This window comes from Neotabrizicola shimadae (genome assembly GCF_019623905.1).
Taxonomy (GTDB): domain Bacteria; phylum Pseudomonadota; class Alphaproteobacteria; order Rhodobacterales; family Rhodobacteraceae; genus Neotabrizicola; species Neotabrizicola shimadae.
Window position 1 is genome coordinate 3352365 of sequence record NZ_CP069370.1, and the last position, 26335, is coordinate 3378699.

A 26335-nucleotide genomic window follows, 5' to 3' on the forward strand; every position below is an offset into this window, starting at 1 on the left:
TTTCGAGTTGCGCAGCCGATAGGCTGCGCCCAAGACTGCCAAACAATCTAAAGGCGAGTGGCTGAAGAATGAGACGGGTACTGGACGGAAGTTCCAAGATCAGCTTTCCGCCGCCGTGGTGGAAGGTGAAGCGGGAGGCGTTTCGCGTCGGGCGGCAGATCGACGACTTTTGCCTGCGCACGACCGGGGTTGCGGCGATGCAACTGTACCTGCGCCACGTCATCGACCCGAAGGTGGTGCGCAAGGCGGGGGCGCTGACGCTGACGAACCGGGTGGCGATCTATGTGATCTATCCGGCGAATGGGTTGCTGCCGTCTCACCTGATCGCGCTGGATTACATTCGGCAGTGCGGCTACGTGCCCGTGGTGGTGACCAACCTGAAGCTGCCGGCCGAGGCCGAGAGGGACATTCTGGACCGCAGCGCCGCGCTGATCACGCGGCCGAACTTCGGATATGATTTCGGCGGCTACCGCGACGGGGTCCGCTTCATCCTTCCGCATGTGAACCAGATCGACCACCTGGCCTTCTTCAACGATTCCACCTGGTTCCCGCTGAACCCGGACCGGGACTGGTTGAAGGAGGCCGAGGGCTTGGGGGCCGACTATGTGGGATCGGTCAGCCATTGCGGCATGGACCCGGACGGCAAGTGGGATTTTCGCAAGGACCCTTGGGTGATCGACCCGAACTACCGGATCTTCCACTATTGCTCGTTTTCGATCCTGATGAGCGGGCGGCTGGTGCAGTCGCCGGAGTTCGCGGCCTTCTGGCGGAACTATCGCGCCACGGACGACAAGCCCACCACCATCGTGCGGGGCGAGATCGGGCTGTCGCGCATGGTGATGGCGTCGGGGTTCAGCCATGCCGCGACGCTGGCTTCGGCCAAGCTGGGGCCGCTGCTGGCGGAACTGCCAGAGGATCACCTGCGGCGGATCGCGGAAGAGATCGTGATCCCTGCCTCGGCACCGTTGCGGGCCGAACAGGCGGCGGTGCTGGCGGACAAGGCGACGGACGGACCTGCGCTGCGCAACCTGATCCTGCGCGCGGTGGTGAAGCAGGGGCCGGCCTATGCGCTGGCGCCGTTTGACATTACGGAGAGGACCGGCAACTTCCTGAAGAAGTCGCCCGTGGTGCTGAACGAAGCCTCGGCTCAGGCGACGTTCCGGTTCCTGGAAACCTATCCCTCGCCCGAGGCCAAGGTGTTCCTGGATGAGGCGCGCGAGATGTATCGCCGCAAGCCGCCCCAGGCCGACGCGGCCTGAGATCAGGCCGCCGGGCGGCCGATGCCGAAATCGGTGTGGGTCAGTCGGTCGCGCCGGGTCTGCGCCAGTAGCGCGCGGTTGCGGGCGCGGTCCTCGGGGTTGGCATAGCCGCGCGGGTGGTCCAGATGCACCGCCGGCGCGGTATAGCGCAGGTGACGGCCGCGGATGCCGGCGTTCTGCAGGCGCTCGCCCAGTTCCTTGTCTTCGCCGCCGTACTTCATGCGCTCGTCATAGCCGCCCACGCGCAGAAGATCGGCGCGGAAGGCCGAGGCATTGGCGCCGCTGAGCGAAGGGCGGACTGGCGAGAGCCGGTCCATGAGGGCCATGGCAGGCAGGGGCAACGGGCTGGATTTCAGCCAGGCGCTGAGGCTGCCGAGCGCACCGTTGCGGCGCAGCCAGTCCTGGCGGAACACAGTGCCATCGCGCACCAGATCGGGCGTCACGCGGGACGTTGCATCGGCGTTGAGGCGGATGAGCGAGCCGGTGAGGTACTGGCCCGGCCGGGCGAGGGTGAGGTGGCGTTCCAGGAATCCGGGGTGCATCAGGATGTCGCCGTCGATCAGCACGAGGTAGTCGGCGGCCGAACTGGCGATGGCCTTGTTCAGGATTTCGCATTTGCGGAAGCCGTCGTCGGGGTGCCAGACATGGCGGACCGTGACGCCGGTCAGGCGGAAGCCGTCGATCACCGCCGCCGTTTCCAGCCCAGACCCGTCATCGGCGAAGGCCACAGACTGCGGCAGCTTCCTTTGCTGCCGCAGCGAGTCGAGGCACAGGGCGAGCGACCGGGGGTTGTTGTAGGTCGAGATCACAAGCTCGAAGCCCGGCATGGACCGTTCCCCCGGTGCGCCGGCCATGTCAGTCCTTGAGCTTGGTGTAGCGCAGGTAGGGCAGGACCTTTTCGAAGCTGCCGAACTTTTCCTTCGCCGCCTCGTCGTTCACCGCGACCGGGATGATGACGTCGCCGCCGGGCACCCAGTTGGCCGGGGTGGCCACGCCGCGCCCGGTCGAGGTTTGCAGCGCGTCCAGCGCGCGTACGACTTCGGCGAAGTTGCGGCCCACGGTCATCGGGTAGGTCATGCTGAGCTTCAGCTTCTTGTCCGGCCCGATGATGAAGACGGCGCGGACGGTGGCGGTGTCGTTCGGGGTGCGGCCATCGGGCAGGTAGGCATCGGCCGGCAACATGTCGAAGGCCTTGGCGATTTCCAGGCCGGTGTCAGCCAGGATCGGGAAGGTGGGCGCGGCGCCGCCGGCCTTTTCGATGTCGGCCTTCCACTTCTGGTGTTCGGCCACGCCATCGACCGAGATGCCGATGACCTTGGTGTTGCGCTTCTTCCATTCATCCGCCAGCCGCGCCACGGCGCCGAATTCGGTGGTGCAGACCGGGGTGAAATCCTTGGGGTGCGAGAAGAGGATCGCCCAGCTGTCGCCGATCCAGTCGTGGAAATGGATGGTGCCCTGATCGGTTTCGGCGGTGAAATCGGGAACGGTGTCGTTGATGCGAAGGGCCATGATGGTCTCCTGATCCATGCGCGGGATTGGGCGCAATTTGTCCCGCATTCAGGGCAGGCCCGCAAGGCCCCGCGCGCCGATGCGTTCAAGGAAGGAAATTGCACTCCGATCCTCGACCTCGCCCGCTTCTATGTTCTCGACCTTGCGCATCACGCGACGAAGATGTTCCGCATCGGGCGTGGTGAGGTTCGGCCCGCGCGCGATCTTGGCGCGCAGTTCGGCATCTGACCGGGTGTAGTAATGGTTCAGCTGGATGGCCTCGGCCGAATAGAAGGCGCGGCTGTCGCGGGCCGACATCGGGAACCGCTGGCCGCGGTCGTTGCAGGTGCCGCCTTCGCCCAGGGTCTCGATGGTATGGACCTTCATCGACACCACGCGGCAGGGGTCCACGATCATCTTGAAGTTCCGCAGGCCCTTGGCATCGCTCATCGGGTCGGGGTTGCGGCGAGTGTAGTTTTCCAGCACGCCGCCGGCCGGGGCTTCGGTGTGGCCCGACCGGCCGAACATGTGCCAGGGCAGGCTGATGCAGGCGCAGTTCGACAGCGGCTCCAGCGCCTCTGGCAGGCTGGCGGCACGCTTCGGGACAAGGAACTCGTCCACGTCGATGAAGGTCATCCAGCGGCAGGATGGGCCGAAGTTGCGCACCGCATGGGCATAGGCCAGCACCTGGTTGTGGATCTCGCGCGAGCCGTCGCGCAGCTTCTGGTCCCAAGGGATGACGGACAGGGCGTCCGGGGGCACGGTGCGGCGCAGTTCGGCAATCGTGCCGTCGGTGCAACCGTTGTCATAGACGTGAAACCGGCTGACCCCGGCCAGAAGGTGGAAGCGCGCCCATTCGGCGATGTGGCGTTCCTCGTTCTTGACGATCAGCACCACGTCCAGACCGGCCCGATCCGGGCGTGGTTTGGGCGGGTCCAGCGACAGGCGGGTGATCTGGCGACGCGAGAGAAAGCGGAACATGTTCCTTCCCTAGCCCCGTCAGTCCCGGTTTTGAACCGGATTCTCCCATCATTTTCGGCCCTGAAGCATCCCACGGGGGATGCGGGGTGTCTGAACCCGCCGCTGCGACCGCGCCGTGGGCAGTTCGGCGGTTATTTGATCAAATCTTGCCAACACCCTCTTGCCGCGTCGCGGCGGCTCTGAGACGATGCGCGCAACCCGGAAACCGGAGGGATTCCCATGCTCGACAAACGCCTGTTCTACATCAACGGCGCCTGGGTGGCGCCAGCCAAGGCCCGCGACTGCGCGGTGATCAACCCCTCGACCGAGGAGCCCTGTGCTGTGATCTCGCTGGGCGACCAGGCCGATACCGATGCCGCGGTGGCCGCCGCCAAGGCCGCTTTCCCGGCCTGGGCTGCGACGCCCCCCGCCGAACGGGCGCGGCTGGTGGCGAAGATCCTCGACCAGTACAACGCCCGGCTTCAGGAATTTGCCGAGGCGATCAGCATGGAGATGGGCGCGCCCATCGACTTCGCGCTGTCGGACCAGGCGCCCTGCCTGCCCTGGCACACAGTGAATTTCCTGAAGGCCTTCGAACGGATCGAATGGATCCGTCCGCTGGACCCCAGCATCCCGCGCGACCGTGCGCAGCCCGCCGTGGCGATGGAGCCGATCGGCGTCGTCGGCCTGATCACGCCCTGGAACTGGCCGGTGAACCAGATCGCCCTGAAGGCTATTCCGGCGATGCTGGCGGGCTGCACCTGCGTGCTGAAGCCGTCGGAGGAAAGCCCGCTGAACGCGATGCTGTTTGCCGAGTTCTGCCACGACGCCGGCATCCCCCCGGGCGTGTTCAACCTGGTGAACGGCGACGGCATGGGCGTGGGCTCGCAGCTTTCGACCCACCCCGATGTCGAGATGATTTCCTTCACCGGCTCGACCCGCGCGGGCCGCGCCATCAGCAAGGCCGCGGCCGAAACGCTGAAGCGCGTGACGCTGGAACTGGGTGGCAAGGGCGCGAACGTGCTGTTTGCCGATGCCGATGCCAAGGCGGTGGAACGGTCTGTGCGCCGGATGATGGAGAACACCGGGCAGTCCTGCAACGCACCCTCGCGCCTTCTGGTGGAACGGTCGGTCTATGACCAGACCATCGAAAAGGCGGTGGCGGTGGCGGAGAGCATCAAGGTCGGCCCGGCGCACGAGCATGGGGCGCATATCGGCCCGGTGGTGAACAAGCGTCAGTGGGACCAGATCCAGGGCTATATCCAGAAGGGCATCGACGAAGGCGCGCGGCTGGTGACGGGCGGGCCGGGCCTGCCGGACGGGTTCAACCGGGGCTTCTATGTGAAGCCCACGATCTTTGCGGATGTAAAGCCCGGCATGACCATCGAGAAGGAAGAGATCTTCGGCCCGGTGCTGTGCATGATCCCCTTCGAGACCGAGGAAGAGGCGATCCGCATCGCGAATGACACGCCCTATGGCCTGACGAACTATGTGCAGTCGGGCGATCCGGCGCGGTCCAACCGCATGGCACGGGCGCTGCGGGCCGGCATGATCGAGATGAACGGCAAGTCGCGCGGGGCCGGCAGCTTCTTTGGCGGGGTCAAACAGTCCGGCCGCGCCCGCGAGGGCGGGATCTGGGGGATCGAGGAGTTCCTGGAGCCCAAGGGGATTTCCGGCTACGACTTCACCCTGGATGTCGCGGCGGAGTAAGCCCCCGGTGACGCGACCCGCGCGGCCTTGATGTGCCGCGCGGGCAATGCGCCCGGACGCTGCGGCACAGATGAGGCGGCGGGCAACTTTTTGCGGTCGCGGTCTGGAACTGGGCGCCGATCCTGACTAGGTGGGGCCGATGATTGCGTTGCCCCTGCCCCGCCCCGCCCCTTGCGTGGATGCGTGCGCGCCGCACGGTAGGGTTTGCGGCGGCACGAAACCGCTTGGAAGTGCGAATAACTCTTCTTCCGGACGGTTTTGGACGTATACGGGCAGCGGTGCTGAAGTCCCGATGGCAGGTTTGCTGTGGCCGAACCTGGATCGACGGCGCGCCAGCCGGGAGGGCCGCGTCCGGAGTTTCGCCAAGTCCGCAGGCGGCGCGATTGTGCGAAGGAACGAGGCGAGTTGATGGCCGAAGAGAAAACGGAACAGACGCTGCTGACGGCGGCCGTGCGCGTCCTGAAGGAAAACTTCCCGGCACAGCGCAAGCAGTACATCATCGCCCTGGTTGCGATGGTTGTGGTGGCGGCCATGGCCTCGGCCTCGGCCTGGATCATGAAGGCAATCTTCGACGTCCTGTCGAACGTGCCGACCGCCTATCCGGCGCCCGTGGTGGCGGGCATGGTGCTGGGGATCTTCATCCTGAAGGGTGCCGCCGGCTATACGCAAAGCGTGTACCTGAGCCGGGCAGGCAACCGCGTGGTGGCGCGCATCCAGCGCGATATCTATCGCAAGCTCTTGCAGCAGGAAGCCGCCTGGTTCGACCGGACGGAATCGTCCGACATCCTGATCCGGGTGACGCAAAGCGCGCAGTCGGCGCGGATGATGCTGGACACGATCGTGACCGGCTTTGTCCGTGATGCGCTGACCCTGATCGGTCTGGTGGCCGTTATGGTCACGCAGCAGGCGCTGCTGTCGATTGTCTTCCTGGTCATCGGGCCTCTGGCGCTGCTTGGCGTGCGGGCGCTTCTGGCGCGGGTGCGCAAGATCATGACGGCGGAACTGGCCTCGCTGACCGAGATATTGAAGGTCATCCAGGAAACCTCAGCCGGGCTGCGTGTCGTGCGGGCCTTCGGACTTGAGCCGATCCTGGAACGCCGCATGGACAAGGCGGTGCGCGACGTCGAGAAGCGGTCCAATTCGATCGTGCGGCTGGAAAGCGTGACCGCGCCGATGATGGACATCCTGGCGGGCGGTGCCATTGCAACGATCGTGCTGATCAGTGGCGTCAGCGCGGGCTTCGGGGGCACGACGACGGCAGGCGAGTTGATGGCCTTCATCACCGCGCTGCTGATGGCCTATGAGCCGGCCAAGCGGCTGTCGCGGATGCGCGTGTCGCTGGAATCGGCTTTTGTCGGCGTGCAGATGATGTTCGAGATCCTGGACCGGCCGGATTCGATGGCCGATCCGGCCGATGCGGTTGCCTTGCCCCACGGCCAGGGCGAGGTCGCCCTGCGCAATGTGGGCTTCACCTATGATGGCAAGCGACCCATCCTATCGGACTTGACTCTGGTCTTCGCGCCGGGCCGCACCACAGCGCTGGTGGGGCCTTCGGGTGGCGGAAAGTCCACCATCATGAGCCTGCTGCTGCGGCTGTATGACCCGACCGAGGGGCATGTGGAGATTGACGGCACCGACCTGCGCCGCATCACGCGGCGGTCGTTGCAGCAGATGACGGCCTTTGTCGGGCAGAACACCTTCCTGTTCTCGTCCACCGTGCGCGAGAACATCCGCATGGGGCGGCTGGATGCCAGCGATGCGGATGTGGAGCGGGCGGCCCGGTCGGCGCAGGCGCATGATTTCATCATGGCACTTCCAAGCGGCTATGACACGCCTGTCGGTGAGAACGGCATCTTCCTTTCGGGCGGGCAGCGCCAGCGCCTTTCGCTGGCCCGCGCCATCCTGAAGGACGCGCCGATCCTTCTATTGGACGAAGCGACAAGCGCGCTGGACAATGATTCCGAGGCGCTGGTGCGCGATGCCATCGCGGAGGCGACGCGCGGCCGGACGACGATCATCATCGCCCACCGCCTTTCCACGGTGATGGGGGCAGATGACATTGCTTTCATCGAGGGCGGGCGGCTGATCGAACAGGGTCCGCTGCGTGAGTTGCTGGAACGGCCCGGAAAGTTCGCCGCGCTGTTCAACAAGGAGGTCTCCGGCAAGGCCCCGGCGGGCGCCGAGGCGGAGGCCGTTGTCGAGGAAGCGCTGTTCTGAACGCACAGGAACGGCGCCCCTGACGCTAAGGAATAGGGACCGCAGGGTTCCATCCGTGCGACCCGCGCCGCGGGTGCCTTCGCAAAAAGGCTGGGGCGCCCGGTTCTGGATGACCGGGCGCCCCGCTGACAACATTGCCGATGAAGGGGCCGTGCCTCAGTTCGAGGCGGGAGCTGCGGCCGGGGCCAGCGAGACCAGATAGGCCCAGACGTTCTGGGCGTCTTCTTCCTTCGGCAGCTTGAAGGACATGTTGCCCTTCGCCTTGGGGTCGTTGAGCTTCGCCTTCAGGAACTTCGACGGGTCGTTCACATATTCCACGAAGCTCGCCTCGTCCCAGACGAAGCCGCTTTCGCCCAGGGCGACGAGCGACGCGCCATACTTGAACTCGGGGTAGCTGCCCGCCTTGCGGCCGGCGATGCCATAGAGGTTGGGGCCGGTCTTGGCGCCCTTGCCGGCCAGGACTTCACCGGCCTCATTGGCGACGGTGTGGCAGGTCTGGCACTTGGCGAAGACCTTGGCGCCGGCCTCGGCATTGCCGATGACCTCTTGCGCGAAAGCTGGCGCGGCCAGCAGGGCGCCCGTGAGGGCGAAGGTGGCGAGTTTCAGCAAGATTGCTCTCCTCCGGTTGAGCATATTCGGGTGGCAACTGGTGCGCGGAAGCATTTCGTCAAGGGCGGCTTCACGCGACAGCATGAGCAATGGCGCAGCGCCGCCATAGCGAGGCAAGGGCAGTGATCAGGTGGTCGATCTCCTGGGCGCCGTGCAGCGGGCCGGGGGTGATGCGCAGCCGTTCGGTGCCTTTCGGCACGGTGGGGTAGTTGATGGGCTGCACGTAGATGCCCCATTCTTCCATCAGGATGTCCGAGATCATCCGGCACTTGACCGGATCGCCGATCATCACCGGAATGATGTGGCTTTCGTTCGCCAGGTGCGGGATGCCCTCGCGGTCCAGGCGGGCGCGCACGGCCGCGACATTGGCCTTCTGGCGGTCGCGTTCGATTGACGACGCCTTGAGATGCCGGATCGAGGCGGTGGCAGCTGCGGCCACTGCCGGCGGGAGCGCGGTTGTGAAGATGAAGCCCGAGGAAAATGAGCGGATGAAATCCACCAGCGGTGCAGAGCCGGTGATGTAGCCGCCGACGACGCCGTAGGCCTTGCCGAGCGTGCCTTCGATGAGGTCGATGCGGTGGGCGAGGCCACGTTCCTCGGTGACGCCGCCACCGCGGGGGCCGTACATGCCCACGGCATGGACCTCGTCGATATAGGACAGCGCGCCATGCGCTTCGCAGACTTCGACGATCTCGCGGATGGGGGCGATGTCACCGTCCATGGAATAGACGCTTTCGAAGGCCACGATCTTCGGACGATCGCCCACGGCATGAAGCTTGCGGTCGAGGTCGCGCCAGTCGTTGTGCTTCCACAACACCTTGTCAGCCCGCGAATGACGGATCCCCTCGATCATGCTGGCGTGGTTCTTCTCATCCGAAAGGATCACGGCATTGGGGATCTTCGCCCCAAGGGTCGAGAGTGCGGCCCAGTTGGACACATAGCCGGAGGTGAAGAGAAGCGCGCGCTCCTTGCCGTGCAGGTCGGCAAGTTCGGCTTCCAGGATGCGGTGGTGGATCGTGTTGCCGCCGATGTTGCGCGTACCGCCGGCGCCGGTGCCGCAGGACTGCACCGTTTCCACCATGGCAGCGACCACGTCGGGGTGCTGGCCCATGCCGAGATAGTCGTTCGAACACCAGACGGTGACATCCTGCATTGCGGTGCCGTCATGGCGGCCAGCCTGGGGGAAGGCGCCGCAGCGGCGCTCCAGATCGGCGAAGATGCGGTAATTGCCTTCGGACTTGAGGGTGTCGAGGCTGGACTGGAAGAACCCGTCGAAATCCATGGGCGTCACTTTCTGGCTGGCAGGGTAGGGTCTGACTGGCGGTCGTCTTGCGGAAGCATCCAGCGCCACAGGCGCTGGTCGGGAAGCGGGATCACCATGAGCCAGTGTTCGAGCAATGCGAGCAGGGTCAGCACGGTGAGAAGCAGGTGGCCCACGAAGGAGGCCTCGGTCGTGGCGGAGATCGCGCGTTCCATCCAGCAGCCGGCGGCGAAGGTCAGGAGCGTGATGGAGATCGGGAAAACCCAGTTCATCGGCGCGCGGCGGAAATGGCTGGCTAGGTGCGACAGCGGGCGGGGCAGAAATTCCGTGTGGATGCGTGGCACGCCGAAGAACAGGTTCAGCTTGGCCGAGATACGCGCGACGAAGAGCAGCGCGAAGGTCCAGAAGCCGAAGGGATTGGCAGCATCGCCGGTGATGACGAAGATGACCGCCAGCGCCACGACCAGCAGCAGCTCATGCCACAGCACGGTGCCGGTGGCGCGCAGGAAGCGTTCACCGAGGGGAACGAAGGGGGGGCAAGGCTCGCGGTTCGGGCCGGTGATGATGCCCGACAGGAAGGCAAGCTCTATCCAGCCCCAGACGGCCAGGGCGGACAGGAAGGCATAGTAGCCGCCCGAGACGCTGACATCGTTCGAGGTGTTGTGCAGACCAAGGAATCCCGCAAGCAAGAGCGGCAGGCCAAGCAGGACCGACCAGAGATGGTCGTCCTGCCCGCCCAGATCGGCGCGGCGCACGCGCCACAGGATGATGCCGGTGGAGAACCACCAGAGGAAGATCGCCAGAAGCGTGATCGTCCAGGCATTGGTCATACGCGGCACCCCCGGTGAAGGGGGTGCCGCGCCGGACCGGGGGACGCGCCCATCGCCCCGGCCCAAGCCACCGCTTGCGCGGCGGTATGGGGGATCGCGGTCAATATGAAGGCTCCAGCCGCACGCTTGCCGGCGGGCGGTTGTCCTTGACCGGGATCAGGTAGAGGCCCGCGAAGGCTGCCATCGCGCGGGCCGAAGCCGCCTTGTGCGCGATCCAGCCGCCAAGGCCGCCCTTCTTCTGCGCCTTTTCCATGTCGCGCATGGCGGCATCCATCCGCCGCAGGCCGGGCAGCCAACGCGGATGGTCGATGTCGATTTCCACCGGGAAGACCTGGCGTGCGATGGTCGAGGTCTTGCGGTACACCTCCTGATCGTACCAGTCGATGTCGACGCCGAGGGCCTTGTGGAACTCGGGCCGGGCATGGTCGCGCACCCACATGGTGGAATAGACGGCCACCAGGAAGAAGCGGATCCAGAGCCGCGCCTGCCAGCTTTCGGTGATCTTCGGATCGGTGCGCATCAGGAGCGCGAAGGCCTCGCCGTGGCTGAACTCGTCGTTGCACCACTGGCGGAACCACTTGAAGATCGGGTGGAACCGCTGCTCCGGATGCGCCTCGAGATGGCGGAAGATGGTGATGTAACGGGCGTAGCCGATCTTTTCCGACAGGTACGTGGCATAGTAGATGAAGCGGGGCCGGAAGTAGGTGTACTTCTTCGCCTTGGTCAGGAAGCCCAGGTTCACCGCCACTCCGGCCTCGCGCAGGGCATCGTTGATGAAGCCGGCGTGGCGCGCCTCGTCGCGCGACATGTAGCTGAACAGTTCGCAGATGTCGGGGTTGTTGCCGCGGCGCTTCATCTCCTTGTAGAGAACGCAGCCCGAGAACTCGGCGGTGCAGGACGACACGAGAAAATCGATGAACTCGGCGCGGAGTGCCGGGTCCATGCCCTGCCAGTCGATCTGGTCCCAGTCCTCGTTCTTCTTGAAGTGGCCCCTGTTCGGGTCGCTCTTCATCTGGGCGAGGAGCTTGTCCCAGTCGCCGCGCACCGGGCTGACGTCGATGCGGTCCATCTCGTCGAAATCGGTGGTGTAGAAGCGTGGGTTGAGAAGTGTGGTCTCGGTCGCCATCGCGGTGGTGTCGAACTGGTCCGAGATTTCGGCGTGCAGTTCGGCGTGGCTTGTGTCGTGGCTGGTGTCCTTCATGCTGCCAACTCCTCGCTGAAGGAGAATTCGCAGAGCTCCATGAACTCAAGGTCTCCGGTCAGACGGGTCCACCAGCGTTCCAGTGCGGTGGCGCGGGTGATGGTCGCGGTGCGATCCTCGGTGATGACCTCGCCGAAGGCGGCAACGACCGGGGCGCCGTGGACCAGAACCTCGTCGCCGGGATGGACAACGGCGCCGTTGTTGAAGCGGACGTGAGCGTGCAGGCTTTCGAAGCGGTGCGAGACTTCGATGGTGACAGGCACCTCTTCCTTGGTTCGGGCAAAGATTGCCATGATTGCGGTTCCCTATTCTTGTGCTTGGTCGGAGAGCAGCCGTTCGAACGCGGCCTTGTTGTCGTCACCAAAGGCGTAGAGCTCGGCGCTCCAGCCCGTGGCGGGGTCTTCGGCCACAAGTCGGCCGTTGTCGTAGCGGATGATCCGCACCGGCGGGTTGCCCTCGGTGCGCGCCACCACGCGCGCACGGGCAACCGCCGACTGGATGACGGTGATGAACCCGCCGTGGGGCAGATCCATCAGCACCGTGCCGTCGAGGTCCTTGACCACGACGGCCTGGGCGTCCTTGCCTTCTAGGATGAGCGACCGTTCGGCAACCGGTGTCCCGGCCGCCGGCACGCCTTCGTGCGGGCGTTTCGTGACCACGGCGTAAGTCACGATGATGAGCGAGGCGAGGGCAAGTCCGAACATGGCGCGCAGGAGCGCGGCCGGGATCATCTCGCGTTCGCGGTTTGCTGACGGTGTGGGGAGGCTGGGATGGCGTGGCATGTCCTGTCCTCCTCACTCTGCCGCGACAAGCGTACCGGCCGGGCTGGCCAGGTTGATGCGCGGTTCGTTCAACTTGGCTTGGGCGGCATCGGCGAAGATGCGGCCGACGCGCGCCGCATCGGGAATGGCGCGGAAGGCCGGCTGGGGCACGCGGAAGTGCCAGGGCCGGACATGCGGCCAGAGCACGGCCCAGGACAGGCGGATGTTGCCATTGGTCGCGAAGGCCAGCGTGCCGGTCCCGCCGGCCGTGGACGAGGACAGGGCGGCGGCTTCGATGCAGGAGAAGGGGATCGTGTAGGTGATCGGCAGCGCCGCCCCGATACGCAGGATGATGCGCGCCGAGGAGATGGAATAGATCGCCGCCCTTGCCTGTGCCCAGGCCAGGACGCGGATCACGCCGTAGGCGGCGAGCGCCAGAACAAGATAGGGGATCAGCGTGGCGATCGCGCCGCGCGGGCCGCCATCGGCCCAGGCGGCACCGCTGCGCCAGAGGGCAAGCAGCACCATGTAGCCGGTGATCCACCGGATCTTGTAGGCGTCACGCGCCAGGATGGCGGCATCGGGGCTACCCTGCCAGAGAAGCTCTTCGCCGGCGGGAAGCGGGGCCGGAAGTCCCGGCTGGGCTTCGAAGTCAAAGTCGCGGTCTGACATGTCAGACCCTCCGTCCAGAGGTTGGCCGGGGCGGCGCGGGCGCGCGCCGCCCCCCCTTGGTTCAGAATCCGCGCTTGCGGCCTTCGGCATAGAGCCAGCCGCCGGCGACATAGGCCGAGATCTTGTCTTCCTCGAGCTTGGTCACCTGGGTCTGGGACCGGGTGGCGGGGATATTCTCGAACAGGGGCGAGGTGATCGCATTGATCCGCACACGGTCGGCCCAGATTGTGCTCATCGTCATCGGCACAAGCCGGCGCGAGCCCGAGTTCAGCTCGATTTCCAGGTAACGGACCAGCTGTTCGGGAACGTCCACCCACATGTCCGAAATGCGGCCGACAACCTCCAGATCACCGGCCTGCACTGGCAGACCGCGCGGGTCGCGTCCGGCCGAGACCTGCACTTCATGGAGTTGCGACATCGGCTGGATCTTGGGGTTGCCGAAGCCATCAAGTTCCGGTTCATCCCGACGCGGCACCCAGGAGGCGGGGCCGACGCCATCCAGCATCGGGTTGCCGGTGGGTACATGAGGGAAGCCCTCGGATGCGGCGGTGCGCGCAAGGGCGAGGTTGGTGCGGCGGTGCGCGGCCTCGTTCTCGACCGAAGGCGCCGTCACCGTTCCCTTGCCGAAGGGCAGAAGGAAGGTCTTGGGTTTCGGCACCGGGAACGGACCCTGGTTCGGCGCCGGAAGACCGTCCTCGGTCTCAAGAGGATAGCCCTCGCGCATGTTTTCGGTCTGCAGGTAATAGATGAGCAGCGCAAAGAAGAGCCAGAAGCTCCAGATCGCGAGGCTGGCGAGGTCGAAATCGCCGAAGAAGGTTACGCCGACCATGATGGTCCTCCGCTGTCAGGTCGGGAATTCGGCAAGGCCGATCTGGGCCTTGCCGGACCCCGGTTGGGATGGAAGCAGGTGGCCGAGCCGGACCAGCGGTCCGAGCACGGCGAGAGTCACGAAAAGAAGTCCGATTTCGAGGTGGTAGACGACCGAGTAGCCGAGGGCCGGATTGGCGATGGCACCAAGCCAGCCTTCGGCCGCGGCATGAGAGACGCCATCGCGCAGTGCACCGCCGAGAAAGATCGACAGGCCCGCCGCTGTGGCCTGGGCTGCGCCCCAGGCGCCAAGGGCAAGGCCGGCTGCGGTGCGCGACGGCAAGGTCATCGCCGAGGTGAGTGTGGCGATGCCGAAGGTGCCGCCGCCAAGGCCGATGGCCGCAGCACCTGCATAGAACAAGGCGGTGCTGCCGAGCGGGGCCGCGAAGATGACGGCGGTAAATGCCCCGATGCCGAACAGCAGCCCGCGCGCAGCAAGCCGGGCCGGATCGGCGCCGCGCGCCAGCTGCCGGGCCGACCAGAGGAAGCCGACCAGGGCGCCAAGGCTCCAGGTTGCGGTGAGAAGCGTTGTTGCGCCCACCGACAGGCCAAGTACCTGGCCACCGTAGGGCTCCAGCAGCACGTCCTGCATGTTGAAGGCAAGCGTGCCGATCACGACCACGACCAGCAGGCGCATGGCCCCGTCTTCCGCCATCAGCCCGGCCCATGCGTCACGGAAGGCGGGCCGGGGTTCGGCGCGCTCGGCCGCGGTCATCGGGCGGACCTTTTCCTGCTTCCAAAGTGCAATGACGTTAAGGATCAGGGTGGCAGCGCCGCAGCCCTGCACCACGCGGACCAGAAGGATCGGGTCGTAGTCGCGCAGGAGCCAGCCGACGATGACGGCCGACACGCCCATGCCAAGCAGATACATGATGTAGAGAAGCGCGACGACACGGGGGCGCGTCTCTTCCGTCGCCCGGTCGGCGGCGAGGGCAAGGCCCGCGGTTTGCGTCATGTGCATCCCGAGGCCGGCCATGAGGAACGCCAGCGCCGCAAGTACCTCGCCCGCCCAGGCCGGACCCTTGGTCTGGTCGCCTGAAAGCACGATCAGCGCGAAGGGCATGACGGCAAGGCCGCCCATCTGCCAGAGGCTGCCGAACCAGAGATAGGGCACACGCTTCCAACCGATGGCCGAGCGGTGTGTGTCGGAGCGGTGGCCAAGAAGCGCGCGGAAGGGCGCAACGAGAACCGGGATCGAGATCATCAGCGCCACGACCAGCGCGGGCACCGAAAGCTCGACGATCATCACACGGTTCAGGGTGCCAAGCAGAAGCACCTGCGCCATGCCGACCGAGACCTGGAACAGCGACAGCCGCAGAAGCTGGCCAAGCGGCAGGGAATCCGAAGCGGCATCGGCGAAGGGCATCCAGCTTGCGCCCAGTTGCTGGATGTGACGACGGCGCAGAATCATGGCCGATACTCCAGGCAATCCGAGATGTAGAAACCCCGCGCCACCCGGTCGATACGGGCCAGGTCGCCGCCAACGTGGCGACGAAGCTCCGGCAGGGCGTGGGGCACCATCACGGGCGACCGGTCCGAGCGCGGGAAGAGTTTTCCGGCAGCCCAGAAGGTCATCAGGAATGGTGTGCGGGGGGCGACGGTGAAGACAATGGTGCTCCGGGTCCGCTTGCCCAGACGGGTGAGGACCGAACCGATGTCGGGGGCGCGGTAGTAGATCAGGCTGTCCATCGCCATGACGAAATCGAAGGAGCCGAGCGATTCATCCGTCATGTCGCCCGCATGGAAGCTGACTTGGGCGGCCAGCGCAGCGGGCAGACGGTCGCGAGCGATGTCGATCAGTTTCGGCGAGATGTCGGCCGCCACGACCATTGCCCCGGCGCGTGCCAGTTCCACCGTCATCGCGCCCGTGCCGCATCCGGCATCCAGCACGCGCAGCCCCGTCATGTCGGCGGGCAAGCGCGAGAGCATGGTTGCACGCATGCGGTCGCGGCCTTCGCGCACGGTCTGGCGGATGCGGCTGACCTTCTCGTCCGTGGTCAGCCGTTCCCAGGCCCGCGTGGCGGTGCGGTCGAAATAATGTTCGACCCGGTCGCGGATGGCGGCATAGTCGGACATCAATCGAACCCCAGAAGTTCAAAGATCTCGCGGTCGGGCAGCGGGTCGGGCGAAAGCCCCTCGTCACCAGCCGTGCGCCACAGCGTGTCTGCGAGGCGCATGTATTCGGCGCGGGCGAGCAGGATGTCGTCGCTGTCATCCATTTCGAACAGGGTGCGCTTCTTCAGGCGCGAGCGGCGGATGGCGTCGAAGTCCGGCATGTGGGCGATGCGCTGGAAGCCCACGGCGGCGCAGTAGCGATCCACCTCGTCGGTGGCGTGACTCCGGTTCGCAATGCAGCCGGCCAGCCGCACCTTGTAGTTCGCAGACTTCGCACGCACGGCGGCGATGATGCGGTTCATGGCGTAGATCGAGTCGAAATCGTTGGCGGTGACGATCACGGCGCGGTCGGCATGTTGCAGCGGGGCCGCGAAGCCACCGCAGACCACGTCGCCCAGGACGTCGAAGATCACCACATCGGTGTCGTCGAGCAGGTGGTGCTGCTTCAAGAGCTTTACCGTCTGGCCAACGACATAGCCGCCGCAGCCGGTCCCGGCGGGCGGGCCGCCGGCCTCGACGCACATCACGCCGTTGAAGCCTTCGGTGACGTAATCCTCGGGGCGCAGCTCCTCGGCGTGGAAATCGACCTCCTTCAGGATGTCGATGACGGTCGGTTGCAGCCGGCCGGTCAGCGTGAAAGTGCTGTCGTGCTTGGGGTCACAGCCGATCTGCAAGACGCGCTTGCCCATCAGCGAGAAGGCGGCGGACAGGTTGGACGAGGTGGTGGACTTGCCGATCCCCCCCTTGCCATAGACCGAAAAGACCTTGGCGCCGTCGATCCTGAGGTTGGCGTCCTGGTGGACTTGAACCGAGCCTTCACCATCGAGGCCGCGGAGGTCGGGGATCTCGTCGCGCGGGCTCATGCCGGGATACTCCTGAAATGACGGGTCTTCATTCGGCGGCGATCCCTTCCATGCGATCTTCAAGCTCGTCGGCGGCGGCGCGCAGGGCGGCGAGGGTTTCGGGATCGGGCTGCCAGTACTGGCGGTCCGAGGCTTCCAGCAAGCGTTGTGCCATGCGGCTGGAAGCGGCGGCATTGAGGCTGGCAAGGCGGCGGCGCATCTCTTCGTCGGTGACGAAGGTTTCGGACAGGCGCTGGTAGACCCAGGGCTCGACCGTTCCGGTGGTGGCAGACCAGCCGAGCGTGTTGGTCACATGCGCTTCGATCTGGCGCACGCCTTCCGCACCGTGGCGCAGCAGCCCTTCGTAGAAGCGGGGGTTCAGGCTGCGCGAGCGGGTTTCCAGGGCGATCTGGTCCTTGAGCGGCCGCACGATGCCGGCGCCCCGGGTCTGGTCGCCGATGTAGACCGGCGTATCCTGCCCGCCTTTCGCCCGGCGGGTCGCGCGGGCGATGCCGCCGAGCGTGTCGAAGTAATGGTCAACCGAAGTGACGCCGAGTTCGACGGATTCGAGATTCTGATAGGCCAGATCCACGGTGGCGAGTGCTTGACCCAGCATCTTCGTCTGCTGGGTCGGTTTGCCGGAGCGACCGTAGGCAAAGCTCTTGCGCGCCTCGTAGGCGTCGGCCAGTTCGTCCTCGTCCCCGAAGCCGGCCGAGCCGACGAGGGTGTTGACGTTCGAGCCATAGGCTCCTTCCGCATTGGAGAAGACGCGCAGCGCAGCGGTTTCCAGGTCAACGCCCGTTGCCGCCATTGCCTTCAGCGTGTGTGCGCGGATGAAGTTCTGGCTTTCAGGTTCTTCCGCGGTTGCGGCCTTCCATGCGGCTTCGGCCAGCATCCGGGTCTGCAAGGGCAACAAGTCGCGGAAGATGCCCGAGAGCGTCATCACCACATCGATGCGGGGACGCCCGAGTTCGGAAAGCGGGATCAGGTCGGCGCCGGACAGACGGCCATAGCTGTCGAACCGCGGCTTGGCACCCATCAGCGCCAGCGCCTGCGCGATCGGACCGCCGTCCGACTTGATGTTGTCCGACCCCCAAAGGACCAGCGCCACCGAGTGGGGCAGGGTCGGGTGGGCGGCCAGCAGCCGGTCCGCTTGCGCCGCGCCGTCCTGCAGGGCGAAGGCCGTGGGCATCCGGAACGGATCGAAGGCGTGGATGTTGCGGCCCGTCGGCAGAATCTCCGGGGCGCGGATCAGGTCGCCGCCCGGCACCGGCGGCACGAACCGGCCCGAAAGGGCACGCAAAAGCCCAGGAATCTCCGCGTCTTCCTGAAGCAACTGGTCGGCACGCGCGCGGTCGGCATCCTCTGGCATAAGGTCCAGCATGGTGGCGCGCTCGGTTGCACTCATCGCGCGGCCGAGGACGTGCAGGCCGTCAGTGATGAGTGCGCCTTCGGTTTCAAGGAGCTTCACCCAAAGCTGCGAGAGATCCGAGGCGTCCATGTCCACGGCGCGAGCCTGTTCGACGACCAGTGTGGCAAGGTCCTGCGCCTCGATGGCATCGGGCGGCAGGGCGCGCAGACGGGTCAGGCTGTCTTTCAGCTCGGCAAGACCCTTGTAGAGACCGGCGCGCGCCAGCGGCGGCGTCAGATGTGTCACAGTGATCGCATTCGATCGGCGCTTGGCGAGGCTCGCCTCGGACGGGTTGTTCGCCGCGTAAAGATAGATGTTCGGCAGGTTGCCGATCAGCCGGTCAGGCCAACAACTTCCGCTTGCCCCGGACTGCTTGCCCGGCATGAACTCCAGCGCGCCATGCATTCCGAAATGCAGGAGAGCGTCGGCACGGAAATCGTCGCGGATCCAGCGGTAGAAGGCGTCGAAGGCGTGTGTCGGCGCGAAGCCCTTCTCGAACAGAAGGCGCATCGGGTCGCCTTCATAGCCGAAGACCGGTTGAAGGCCGACGAAGACCTTGCCGAACTGGTGGCCCAGCACGAAGACATCGCGCCCGTCGGTCTGGTGGCGGCCGGGGGCGGGGCCCCATGCGGCTTCGATGTCGCGCAGCCAGCGGCTGTTGGACACGATGGTCGAGGCAGGGACACGCGCCGCGATATGGGCGGGCTGGCCGTGCAGTGCTTCTGGCCCCGCGAGGACGGCGGTGCGCAGATCGTCCACCGTCGCGGGTGGATCGACGTCATAGCCATCGGCCTTCATGGCGTGCAGGAGGTTATGCAGGCTCTCGAAGACGGCGAGATAGGCGGCGGTTCCCGCAGCGCCGGCATTGGGCGGGAAGCCGTAAAGAACCACGGCCACGCGCCGGTCGGCCACACGGCTTTGGCGCAGGCGGGCAAGGCGCGCGGTCTTGTCCACAAGCGCGGCAATCCGTTCCGGGCAGGGCGCCATGGCACGGGCGGTTGCAGCAGGATCGGCATGGCAGGGCTTCGGGCAACCCGAGCAGCCTCCGGCATCGTGGCGACCGGCAAAGACGGTGGGGTTGGTCGCGCCGTCGATCTCTGGAAGCGCGATCAGCATGGTCGTTTCGACCGGGCCGAGGCCACCGCCGGAGGCCGCCCATTGGCCGAGCGTCTGGAACTCCAGGGGATGCGCGGCGACATAGGGCACATCGAGCGCCGTCAGGGTTTCGACGGCAGCAGGACTGTCGTTGTAGGCAGGTCCGCCGACCAGAGAAAAGCCGGTCAGCGAAACCAGAGCATCGACCTTGCCGGCCATGAAGGCGCGGATCGCCGGGCGCCCGTCCAACCCGCCGGCGAAGGCTGGCAGGACGGCAACACCCTGCGCTTCGAAGGCGCGGATTACGGCGTCATAGTGGGCGGTGTCGGCCGAAAGGATGTAACTGCGCAGCATCAGAAGGCCGACGGTCGCGACCGCGCCGGCTGGCCGGGGAAGCTGCGCGGAATCGGTGGTGATACGGCCGGGCAGATCCGGGTGGTACAGGCCGACTTCCGGGTATTCCACGGGGGCCGCGGCCTTGGGCGCAGTCCAGCCGCGGTTCTTGGCGTAGCGGCCAATCAGGAAGCGGATCATCTGTTCGATGTTGTCGTCAGACCCGCCCAGCCAGTACTGCATCGACAGGAACCAGGCGCGCAGGTCCTGAGCCTTGCCGGGAATGAACTTCAGGATCTTCGGCAGGCGGCGCAGCATGGTCATCTGCTTTTCGCCCGAGGCGCCGTTCGGTTCCTTCGATCCGCGCAGCTTTTTCAGGAAGGCCGCCACGCCCGAGGCGGGTTGCGACATGTCCAGGTCGCCCATCTTCGTCAGCCGCACGATGGCAGGATCGGCGATGATGCCGACCAGTGCATCGACATGGGGCCGCATGGCAACCAGCGACGGCAGCACGGCCTGCACGTGTTCCTCGATGAAGAGGAGGTTCGCCAGGATCATGTCCGCGCCCTCGATCACCCGGCGCGCGCGGGCAATGGCGGCGGGATCGCCGGCCCATTCGGCGGCGGCGAGAACGGTGATGGTCAGGCCGGGATAGTCGCGTTGCAGGCGTGGCGCGATGCGCTCGCAGGGTCCGGCGGAATGGGCGTCGAGCGTGACGATGACCACATTGTAACCGCCGGCCTGCGCCGGGGTCATGGGGTCCGTCATGCTGATGCGATCATCGCGCATAGTGGGCCTTGGCCTCGTAAAGCGTCTCGACGGAAATCGTGGCCACGCCGGACTTGGCCGCGAAAAGCTCGGTGTTGCGCCGCGCCTTGGCTCGGACAAAGAACGGAATCTTCTTCAGTTCCTTCTCGGCCTCCGGAAGCCAGCGGATCTCGCCCGAGGGCTGGACCACCGGGATCACCGCGGCAGGGTCTTCCTCGCGGGGCGTTGCCTTGGCGCCGTGGTGGCTGGCACCGGCGGCATCGTGGAACTCGAAATCCTCGCGGAACATGGTCAGGAGGTGTTCTTCCAGCCCCATAACCAATGGATGCACCCAGGTGTCGAAGATCACGTTCGCGCCTTCGAAGCCCATCTGCGGCGAGTAGCGGGCCGGGAAATCCTGCACATGCACCGGGGCAGAGATCACGGCGCAGGGAATGCCAAGGCGCTTGCCGATGTGACGTTCCATCTGCGTGCCGAGGATCAATTCGGGCGCGGCGGCGGCAATGGCGGCCTCGACCTCCAGATAGTCGTCGGAGACTAGTGCGGTCAGGCCATAGGTTTCGGCAGCGGCGCGGACGGCGCGGGCCTGTTCGCGGTTGAAGCAGCCGAGGCCCACCACCTCGAACCCGATTTCCTTTGCAGCGATGCGGGCGGCGGCAATGGCGTGGGTGCCGTCGCCGAAGATGAAGACGCGCTTGCCGGTCAGGTAGGTGCTGTCGACGGAAGCAGAGTACCAGGGCTGGCGCAGGCTGCTTTCGTCGGCTTGGGCGGGCAAGCCCGTCAGGCGTGCGACCTCGGCGATGAAGTCGCGGGTCGCGCCGACACCGATCGGGACGGTGCGGGTAAAGGGCTGGCCGCAGAGGCGTTCCAGGTGGCGTGCCGCTGCCTCGCCGGTTTCGGGATACATCAGCACGTTGAAATGGGCGCGGCCGAGGTTCGTGAGGTCCTCCGCCGATGCGCCAAGGGGGGCCGTGACGTTTACGGCGATGCCCATTCCAGCAAGCAGCCGCGTGAGTTCGGTCACATCGTCGCGGTGGCGGAAGCCAAGCGCGGTCGGGCCGAGGAGGTTGCAGGTGATGGCTTCGGTCCGGGATTGCGGCTTTGCCAGCGCGCGGGTGATGGCAAGAAAAGTCTCGTCTGCGCCAAAATTTTCCTTGCGGGAGTAGGACGGCAATTCCAGCGGCACCACGGGCACCGGCAGGCCGAGGGTCCGCACCAGACCCGGATCGTCCTGGATTAGTTCGGCCGTGCAGGAGGCCCCGACAAGGAGCGCCTTCGGCTGGAAGCGGTCGAAGGCATCGGTGGCAGAAGTCTTCAAGAGCGTCGCCGTATCGGCGCCCAGATCGCTGGCCTGGAAGGTGGTGAAGGTGACTGGCGGGCGGTGGTTGCGCCGTTCGATCATTGTGAACAGAAGGTCGGCATATGTGTCGCCCTGGGGCGCATGCAGGACGAGGTGCACATCCTGCAAGGCTGTGGCGACCCGCATGGCGCCGACATGCGGCGGGCCTTCATAGGTCCAGAGCGTCAGCTTCATGCCGCACCCCCAGCGAGGAGTGAGCGGCGACGAAGCGGCCGGGCAAAGAGGCCCGCAAGGTCGCCTGCCTGCTCGTAGAAATGGACAGGTGTGAACACCAGTTCGATCGCCCATTTTGTGGCGTGACCTGCCGCCTCCAGCGGATTGGCGAGACCCAAGCCACACACGGTGAGGTCTGGCGACTGCACAGCATGACGATCAAGCTGCAGGTCCACATCCTGGCCTTCCGAGATGACCGGGCCTTCGGGCAGGAGGGCCAGTTCCGGCTCCATCAAAGCCCGGTGAAGGAAGGGGGTGCCGACCTCCAACGGACGCATCCCGCATTCCCGCGCCAGGAACCGGGCCAGCGGCAGTTCGAGTTGGCTGTCCGGAAAGAAGAACAGGCTCTTTCCGGCCAGTGTTGCAGCCTGTGCGGCTACTGCCTTGCGAGCGCGAGCGCGGGGGGCGGCGGTGACTGCATCGAAACGGGCCTCCGCTACGTTGAAGGCCCGGGCAACGGCCTCAAGCCAGAGTGTCGTGCCTTCCTCGCCGAAGGGGAAAGGCGCCACGATCCGACGTGCGCCTCGCCGGTCCAGCGCGGCAGCAGTGTCGCCGAGGAAGGGCTGCGTCAGGATGTAGCGGGTGTTCGGTCCGACGGACGCTGCTTCAGCCGCACGCCGCGAGGGCAGGATGCGGACCGGGCCGACGCCAAGCGCGTCCAGCAGCGCCAACGCCTGATCTTCGACCACGTCAGGAAGCGCACCCACAACAAGCAGCGCCGCTTCCTGCGTGGCGGGCAGCGACGGGACCATCGCGGCTAGGCAAGCGTCTTCTCCTTGGGTGAATGTCGTCTCGATGCCGGAGCCGGAATAGGAATAGATGCGCACATGCGGCGCATGGGCGGCGTTCAGCCGCTCGGCGGCGCGCGACAGATCCAGCTTGATGACTTCGGACGGGCAAGAGCCAACGAGGAACAACTGGCGGATGTCGGGTCGGCGCGCGATCAGGCGGGCGACCACTGCGTCGAGTTCGACATTGGCGTCGGCCAGACCTGCGAGGTCCTTCTCTTCCAGAATTGCCGTGCCGAAGCGCGGCTCGGCGAAGATCATCACCCCGGCGGCCGACTGCAGCAGATGCGCGCAAGTCCGGCTGCCCACCACGAGGAAGAAGGCGTCCTGCATCTTGCGATGCAACCAGACGATGCCGGTCAAGCCGCAGAATACCTCGCGTTGACCCCGTTCGCGCAGGATGGGCGTATCCAGACAGCCATGACGAGGGGCATCCAAGCTCATACCGCGCCCCCCTCTGTCAGGATGCCGGGACGCCTGTCGGCCGAGTCGAGTCGAGCGGCGCGCAACTTCAGCAGGAACTGTCCAGCATTGATGACATAAGCCGCATAGGCTGCCAGGGCGAGCGTCATCAGAGCTTGGGGCGGCATCGCACCGGTCAGAAGTGCCCAGACATAGGCGGTGTGCAAGCCGATCACCGCGAAGGAGAAGACATCCTCCCAGAAGAAGGCCGGCGCGAAGAGATATTGGCCGAAGACGGCCTTCTCCCAGATCGCGCCAGTGACCATGATCGTGTACAAAAACATGGTCTTGACCAGGATGGAGGCAGTCGCCGCGGCATAGCCTTCACCAGTGATCAGGAAGCGCAGCACTAGCCCGAGGGAGACGGCAAAGACCAGAAACTGGAGCGGTGCGAGAATGCCTTGCACGAGTGTCCAGCGAGTGGAATCCCGGCGCGCCCTTTCCTGTGGCGTATAGAGCGGCTTGCGTCCAGAACTGTAAGTCAAACGTGGCATCCGGTGCGCCTTCCCCCCTGGTGCCCGAGGCAAAGGTGGTCTGCGGGGGCGGAAGTGTCAATCAAAACTTACAGTACTTTGGCCATCCATCTTTCATCGCGTCGCGCGCTTGGTACAAGTCAATCGTGCATCGTACGGATTTTATGCCATATGTATCAGAGTCTTGACTGCAAGTGACAGTCGAGCAACGGCAGGATGTCAATTATTGTAGACATAGAGGGTGCGATAGTGTGTCATGGAGCCATGGGGACTCACCCCTTCCATGCGGGGAACTGACGTGATAGGCGTCGGTGGTCCGCGGACCTTGGGTTCGAGGGCGCACATGCGTGACATCGGCGGCAACCACGAGCACGACATTGGTCATGTGGGCTATCTTGGTCTCGCCCTTGAGGTCATGGATCGTCTGGCGCGCCGCATGGGCGGGAGTGACGAACTGCGGAAGGATGTCCTTGACCGGTTGACCGCGCTTGCGATCAAACCTGGCTCCGGTGTGAGCGGCGAAATCGTGGATGCCCTCAGTGCAGCGCGAGTTTCGGCTTCTCAGGCTGTGGCCACGTACATTCCGGAAGTTGCCCGAGTCCTGGGCCGGGGCTGGGAAGAGGACCGTTACACTTTTGCCGAAGTTACCATCGGTGCGGCGCGCCTTCAGGAACTTCTGCATCGGTTCCAAGGCGATCTGACTGCCGATTCCGTCGACGGCCGAACCCTTTCCACTGCGCTGGTCGTCGTGCCGCCGGGCGAGCAGCATACTCTGGGCGCCATGGTGGTCGCGATGATGCTGCGGGAAAAGGGTGTTTCGGTAAACATCCAGTTCGGACCGGCACTGAGCGATCTGGCCCGCCTCATGGCATCACGGCGGTTTGATGCGGCGCTGGTGTCGGTTGCCAACTCGGACAAGGCTGAAACGGCGGCAAAGGTCGTGAAGACGATCAAGAACTTGAGCAAAGGCAGAATGCTCGTGGCGGTTGGCGGCCCCGGATGTGCGCAGATGCACGATGCTCTTGTGTCTAGCGGTGTCGACCTTATTACAAATGATCTGGAGGCGGTCGTCTCCGGGTTTGGTCTGCAAAAGCAGGAGCCCGACGTGAGTCAGGCGTGGGGCTAGAGAGCCCACCCTTTCTGGAAGGACTGGTGCGGTGACATCGGATGGACGGTTCCTGATGAAGCAGGGTAGCCTGCCGGAGGTGCCACCGGAACTCCTTGCCGACGTGGTGACTTCGGCGAGCGACCTTGCACTGGTTGTCTCGTCCGATCATGTCGTTCTTTCGGCGCTGGCGAACCCGCATGCCGGGTTCTGGGCAAAGGTTTCCCAGTGGAATGGCGCCTCGCTTGAAAGCCTTCTTACACCGGAAAGCTGGCGTAAGTTCCGTTTCAGACTGGAAAGCGCGGACCTTGAAACGCACCGGGTTCTGGTCATCGAACTGACCCATTCCGACGCTGTCAACTTCGAGTTTCCGGTTCGATATGCTGTATCTCGACTGGGCAACGGTGCGGGATGGCTGCTCGTAGGGCGCGACATGAAGCCGATTGCCGAGTTGCAGCAGCAACTTGTGCAGGCGCAACTGGCTCTGGAGCGGGATTACGAAGCGCAGCGTGAGCTGGAGACCCGCTATCGTGTGCTTATGGAGGCCTCGCCTTCGCCGCAATTGATCGTGTCGGTCGCGTCTGGAAAGATTGTCGATCTGAATGCCTTGGCCGCAGACCTCGTGGGCGCGCCACGCAGTGAGCTTCTGGATGCGCCACTGGCGCAGGAGTTCGAGGGCCGCAAGCGCGGCGAGCTGATGGAGAACCTGGCTCGGCTGGCAGCGGACGATCCGGCAGGCACTCCTGACCTTATGGTCCGGCGCAACCGAAAGAGAGTCACCGTTTCGGCGACGGCCTTCCGGGCCGCCGGTGACAAATTGCTGCTGTGCCGTCTGGATCTGACCGAGAGCAGCCGCGAGCAGCGGAGCAATCTGGCCGACATGGCCGAGAGGCTGTTCCAGAAGGGAATCGACGCCAAGGTGTTTCTGGACCTTGATGGCGTGGTCGTCGTGGCGAATGAATCTTTCCTGAACCTGACAGACAGCGGCAGCCTTGCCATGGTCCAGGGCCGGTCCTTCGCCGACTTCCTGTCTCGCGGCGCCATCGACCTGCGTGTGCTTCTGGACAACGTGCGCCGAGTCGGCCACTTGCGGCACTATCCGACGCGCCTGAACACGGATTTCTCCGGGCAGGTCTCTGTCGAAATTTCCGCCACGATGTTTCAGGACCGGACGAACCCCTGCATCGCATTGGTCATCCGTGACTCGAACCTGGCGGATGCAACACGAATCATCCCCGGCCCGGCAGGCAACGAAGGTTTGCGCAATGTGATGCAGATGGTGGGCTATTCCACGCTGCGGGACATTGTGAATGAAACAACGGAAATCATCGAGAAGATGTGCATCGAGACGGCTCTTGAGCTTACCGGGAACAACCGGGTGGCAGCCGCCGAACTGCTGAGCCTGTCTCGTCAGTCCCTTTATGTGAAGCTGCGCAAGTTCGGTCTTCTGAACAAGGCGGGGGATTGATCCGCCTGTTTCCGGGTCGCGCTTGATCTGCATCAAGTCGTGTCGGCGCCTGAGGTGTAAACTTAAG

23 protein-coding genes are annotated in these 26335 nt (G+C 65.2%); 5 read left to right on the forward strand and 18 right to left on the reverse strand.

Translation table 11 applies throughout. The features are described 5' to 3' along the window. Nucleotides 1-68: 68 nt before the first annotated feature. The gene (locus tag JO391_RS16280; protein WP_220661493.1) at nt 69-1259 is read left to right on the forward strand and encodes a rhamnan synthesis F family protein; all 1191 of its coding nucleotides are present in this window, start codon (nt 69-71) and stop codon (nt 1257-1259) included. 2 nt (nt 1260-1261) lie between these two features. On the opposite strand, the gene JO391_RS16285 is transcribed toward JO391_RS16280, so the two are convergent. The 3 genes from JO391_RS16285 to JO391_RS16295 are packed head-to-tail and all read right to left on the reverse strand — an operon-like array spanning nt 1262 to nt 3728. Further along, nucleotides 1262-2086 carry a glycosyltransferase gene (locus JO391_RS16285; protein ID WP_220661494.1) on the reverse strand — a complete coding sequence of 275 codons (825 nt, stop codon included), beginning with the start codon at nt 2084-2086 and terminating at the stop codon, nt 1262-1264. Nucleotides 2087-2114: 28 nt separating this feature from the next. Further along, nucleotides 2115-2768, reverse strand: coding sequence for a peroxiredoxin (locus JO391_RS16290; RefSeq protein ID WP_220661495.1), 654 nt, complete (start codon nt 2766-2768; stop codon nt 2115-2117). Between the two features lie 48 nt (nt 2769-2816). Beyond that, on the reverse strand, nt 2817-3728 hold the full coding sequence (locus JO391_RS16295) for a glycosyltransferase family 92 protein (RefSeq protein ID WP_220661496.1): 912 nt from the start codon (nt 3726-3728) through the stop codon (nt 2817-2819). 219 nt (nt 3729-3947) lie between these two features. Between JO391_RS16295 and JO391_RS16300 the strand changes: the two genes are divergently transcribed. Together JO391_RS16300 and JO391_RS16305 are read left to right on the forward strand one after the other, a co-directional pair. Beyond that, complete coding sequence (locus tag JO391_RS16300) at nt 3948-5417, forward strand: aldehyde dehydrogenase family protein (RefSeq protein ID WP_220661497.1); 1470 nt, start codon at nt 3948-3950, stop codon at nt 5415-5417. Between the two features lie 408 nt (nt 5418-5825). Further along, nucleotides 5826-7634: an ABC transporter ATP-binding protein gene (locus JO391_RS16305; protein ID WP_220661498.1), complete on the forward strand. Its 1809-nt coding sequence runs from the start codon at nt 5826-5828 to the stop codon at nt 7632-7634. Nucleotides 7635-7790: 156 nt separating this feature from the next. Here JO391_RS16305 and JO391_RS16310 read toward each other — a convergent pair whose 3' ends face one another. From JO391_RS16310 to bchF, 15 genes are all read right to left on the reverse strand, one after another. After that, on the reverse strand, nt 7791-8243 hold the full coding sequence (locus JO391_RS16310) for a c-type cytochrome (RefSeq protein ID WP_259444726.1): 453 nt from the start codon (nt 8241-8243) through the stop codon (nt 7791-7793). Between the two features lie 70 nt (nt 8244-8313). Beyond that, nucleotides 8314-9525: a 5-aminolevulinate synthase gene (gene hemA, locus JO391_RS16315; protein ID WP_220661499.1), complete on the reverse strand. Its 1212-nt coding sequence runs from the start codon at nt 9523-9525 to the stop codon at nt 8314-8316. Between the two features lie 5 nt (nt 9526-9530). After that, nucleotides 9531-10334 (reverse strand): putative photosynthetic complex assembly protein PuhE, encoded by an 804-nt coding sequence (gene puhE / locus JO391_RS16320; RefSeq protein ID WP_220661500.1) that lies wholly within the window; start codon nt 10332-10334, stop codon nt 9531-9533. A 100-nt stretch (nt 10335-10434) separates the two neighbouring features. Beyond that, nucleotides 10435-11460: a magnesium-protoporphyrin IX monomethyl ester (oxidative) cyclase gene (gene acsF / locus JO391_RS16325; protein ID WP_375155705.1), complete on the reverse strand. Its 1026-nt coding sequence runs from the start codon at nt 11458-11460 to the stop codon at nt 10435-10437. A gap of 71 nt (nt 11461-11531) precedes the next feature. Next, nucleotides 11532-11828, reverse strand: a complete 297-nt coding sequence (locus tag JO391_RS16330; protein WP_220661502.1) for an O2-dependent cyclase accessory protein — start codon at nt 11826-11828, stop codon at nt 11532-11534. A gap of 12 nt (nt 11829-11840) precedes the next feature. Further along, nucleotides 11841-12317 (reverse strand): photosynthetic complex assembly protein PuhC, encoded by a 477-nt coding sequence (puhC, locus tag JO391_RS16335; RefSeq protein ID WP_220661503.1) that lies wholly within the window; start codon nt 12315-12317, stop codon nt 11841-11843. A gap of 12 nt (nt 12318-12329) precedes the next feature. After that, on the reverse strand, nt 12330-12968 hold the full coding sequence (puhB, locus tag JO391_RS16340) for a photosynthetic complex putative assembly protein PuhB (protein WP_220661504.1): 639 nt from the start codon (nt 12966-12968) through the stop codon (nt 12330-12332). Nucleotides 12969-13029: 61 nt separating this feature from the next. Then, on the reverse strand, nt 13030-13797 hold the full coding sequence (gene puhA, locus JO391_RS16345) for a photosynthetic reaction center subunit H (RefSeq protein WP_220661505.1): 768 nt from the start codon (nt 13795-13797) through the stop codon (nt 13030-13032). Between the two features lie 15 nt (nt 13798-13812). Then, nucleotides 13813-15246, reverse strand: coding sequence for a PucC family protein (locus JO391_RS16350; RefSeq protein WP_220661506.1), 1434 nt, complete (start codon nt 15244-15246; stop codon nt 13813-13815). Next, nucleotides 15243-15911, reverse strand: a complete 669-nt coding sequence (gene bchM / locus JO391_RS16355) for a magnesium protoporphyrin IX methyltransferase (protein ID WP_220661507.1) — start codon at nt 15909-15911, stop codon at nt 15243-15245. Before bchM ends, JO391_RS16350 begins: the two co-directional genes overlap by 4 nt. Beyond that, complete coding sequence (bchL, locus tag JO391_RS16360) at nt 15911-16813, reverse strand: ferredoxin:protochlorophyllide reductase (ATP-dependent) iron-sulfur ATP-binding protein (RefSeq protein ID WP_220661508.1); 903 nt, start codon at nt 16811-16813, stop codon at nt 15911-15913. Before bchL ends, bchM begins: the two co-directional genes overlap by 1 nt. A 28-nt stretch (nt 16814-16841) precedes the next feature. Beyond that, complete coding sequence (locus tag JO391_RS16365) at nt 16842-20399, reverse strand: magnesium chelatase subunit H (RefSeq protein ID WP_220661509.1); 3558 nt, start codon at nt 20397-20399, stop codon at nt 16842-16844. 10 nt (nt 20400-20409) lie between these two features. After that, nucleotides 20410-21933: a ferredoxin:protochlorophyllide reductase (ATP-dependent) subunit B gene (gene bchB, locus JO391_RS16370; protein WP_220661510.1), complete on the reverse strand. Its 1524-nt coding sequence runs from the start codon at nt 21931-21933 to the stop codon at nt 20410-20412. Then, complete coding sequence (locus tag JO391_RS16375; RefSeq protein ID WP_220661511.1) at nt 21930-23204, reverse strand: ferredoxin:protochlorophyllide reductase (ATP-dependent) subunit N; 1275 nt, start codon at nt 23202-23204, stop codon at nt 21930-21932. Before JO391_RS16375 ends, bchB begins: the two co-directional genes overlap by 4 nt. Further along, nucleotides 23201-23716, reverse strand: coding sequence for a 2-vinyl bacteriochlorophyllide hydratase (gene bchF / locus JO391_RS16380; protein ID WP_220661512.1), 516 nt, complete (start codon nt 23714-23716; stop codon nt 23201-23203). The genes JO391_RS16375 and bchF overlap by 4 nt, the downstream gene beginning before the upstream one ends. A 322-nt stretch (nt 23717-24038) precedes the next feature. Here bchF and JO391_RS16385 point away from each other — a divergent pair, with 322 nt between their 5' ends. Together JO391_RS16385 and ppsR are read left to right on the forward strand one after the other, a co-directional pair. Beyond that, nucleotides 24039-24821: a cobalamin B12-binding domain-containing protein gene (locus JO391_RS16385; RefSeq protein WP_220661513.1), complete on the forward strand. Its 783-nt coding sequence runs from the start codon at nt 24039-24041 to the stop codon at nt 24819-24821. A 31-nt stretch (nt 24822-24852) separates the two neighbouring features. Continuing rightward, complete coding sequence (gene ppsR, locus JO391_RS16390; RefSeq protein ID WP_259444727.1) at nt 24853-26268, forward strand: transcriptional regulator PpsR; 1416 nt, start codon at nt 24853-24855, stop codon at nt 26266-26268. The last annotated feature ends 67 nt before the right edge of the window (nt 26269-26335 follow it).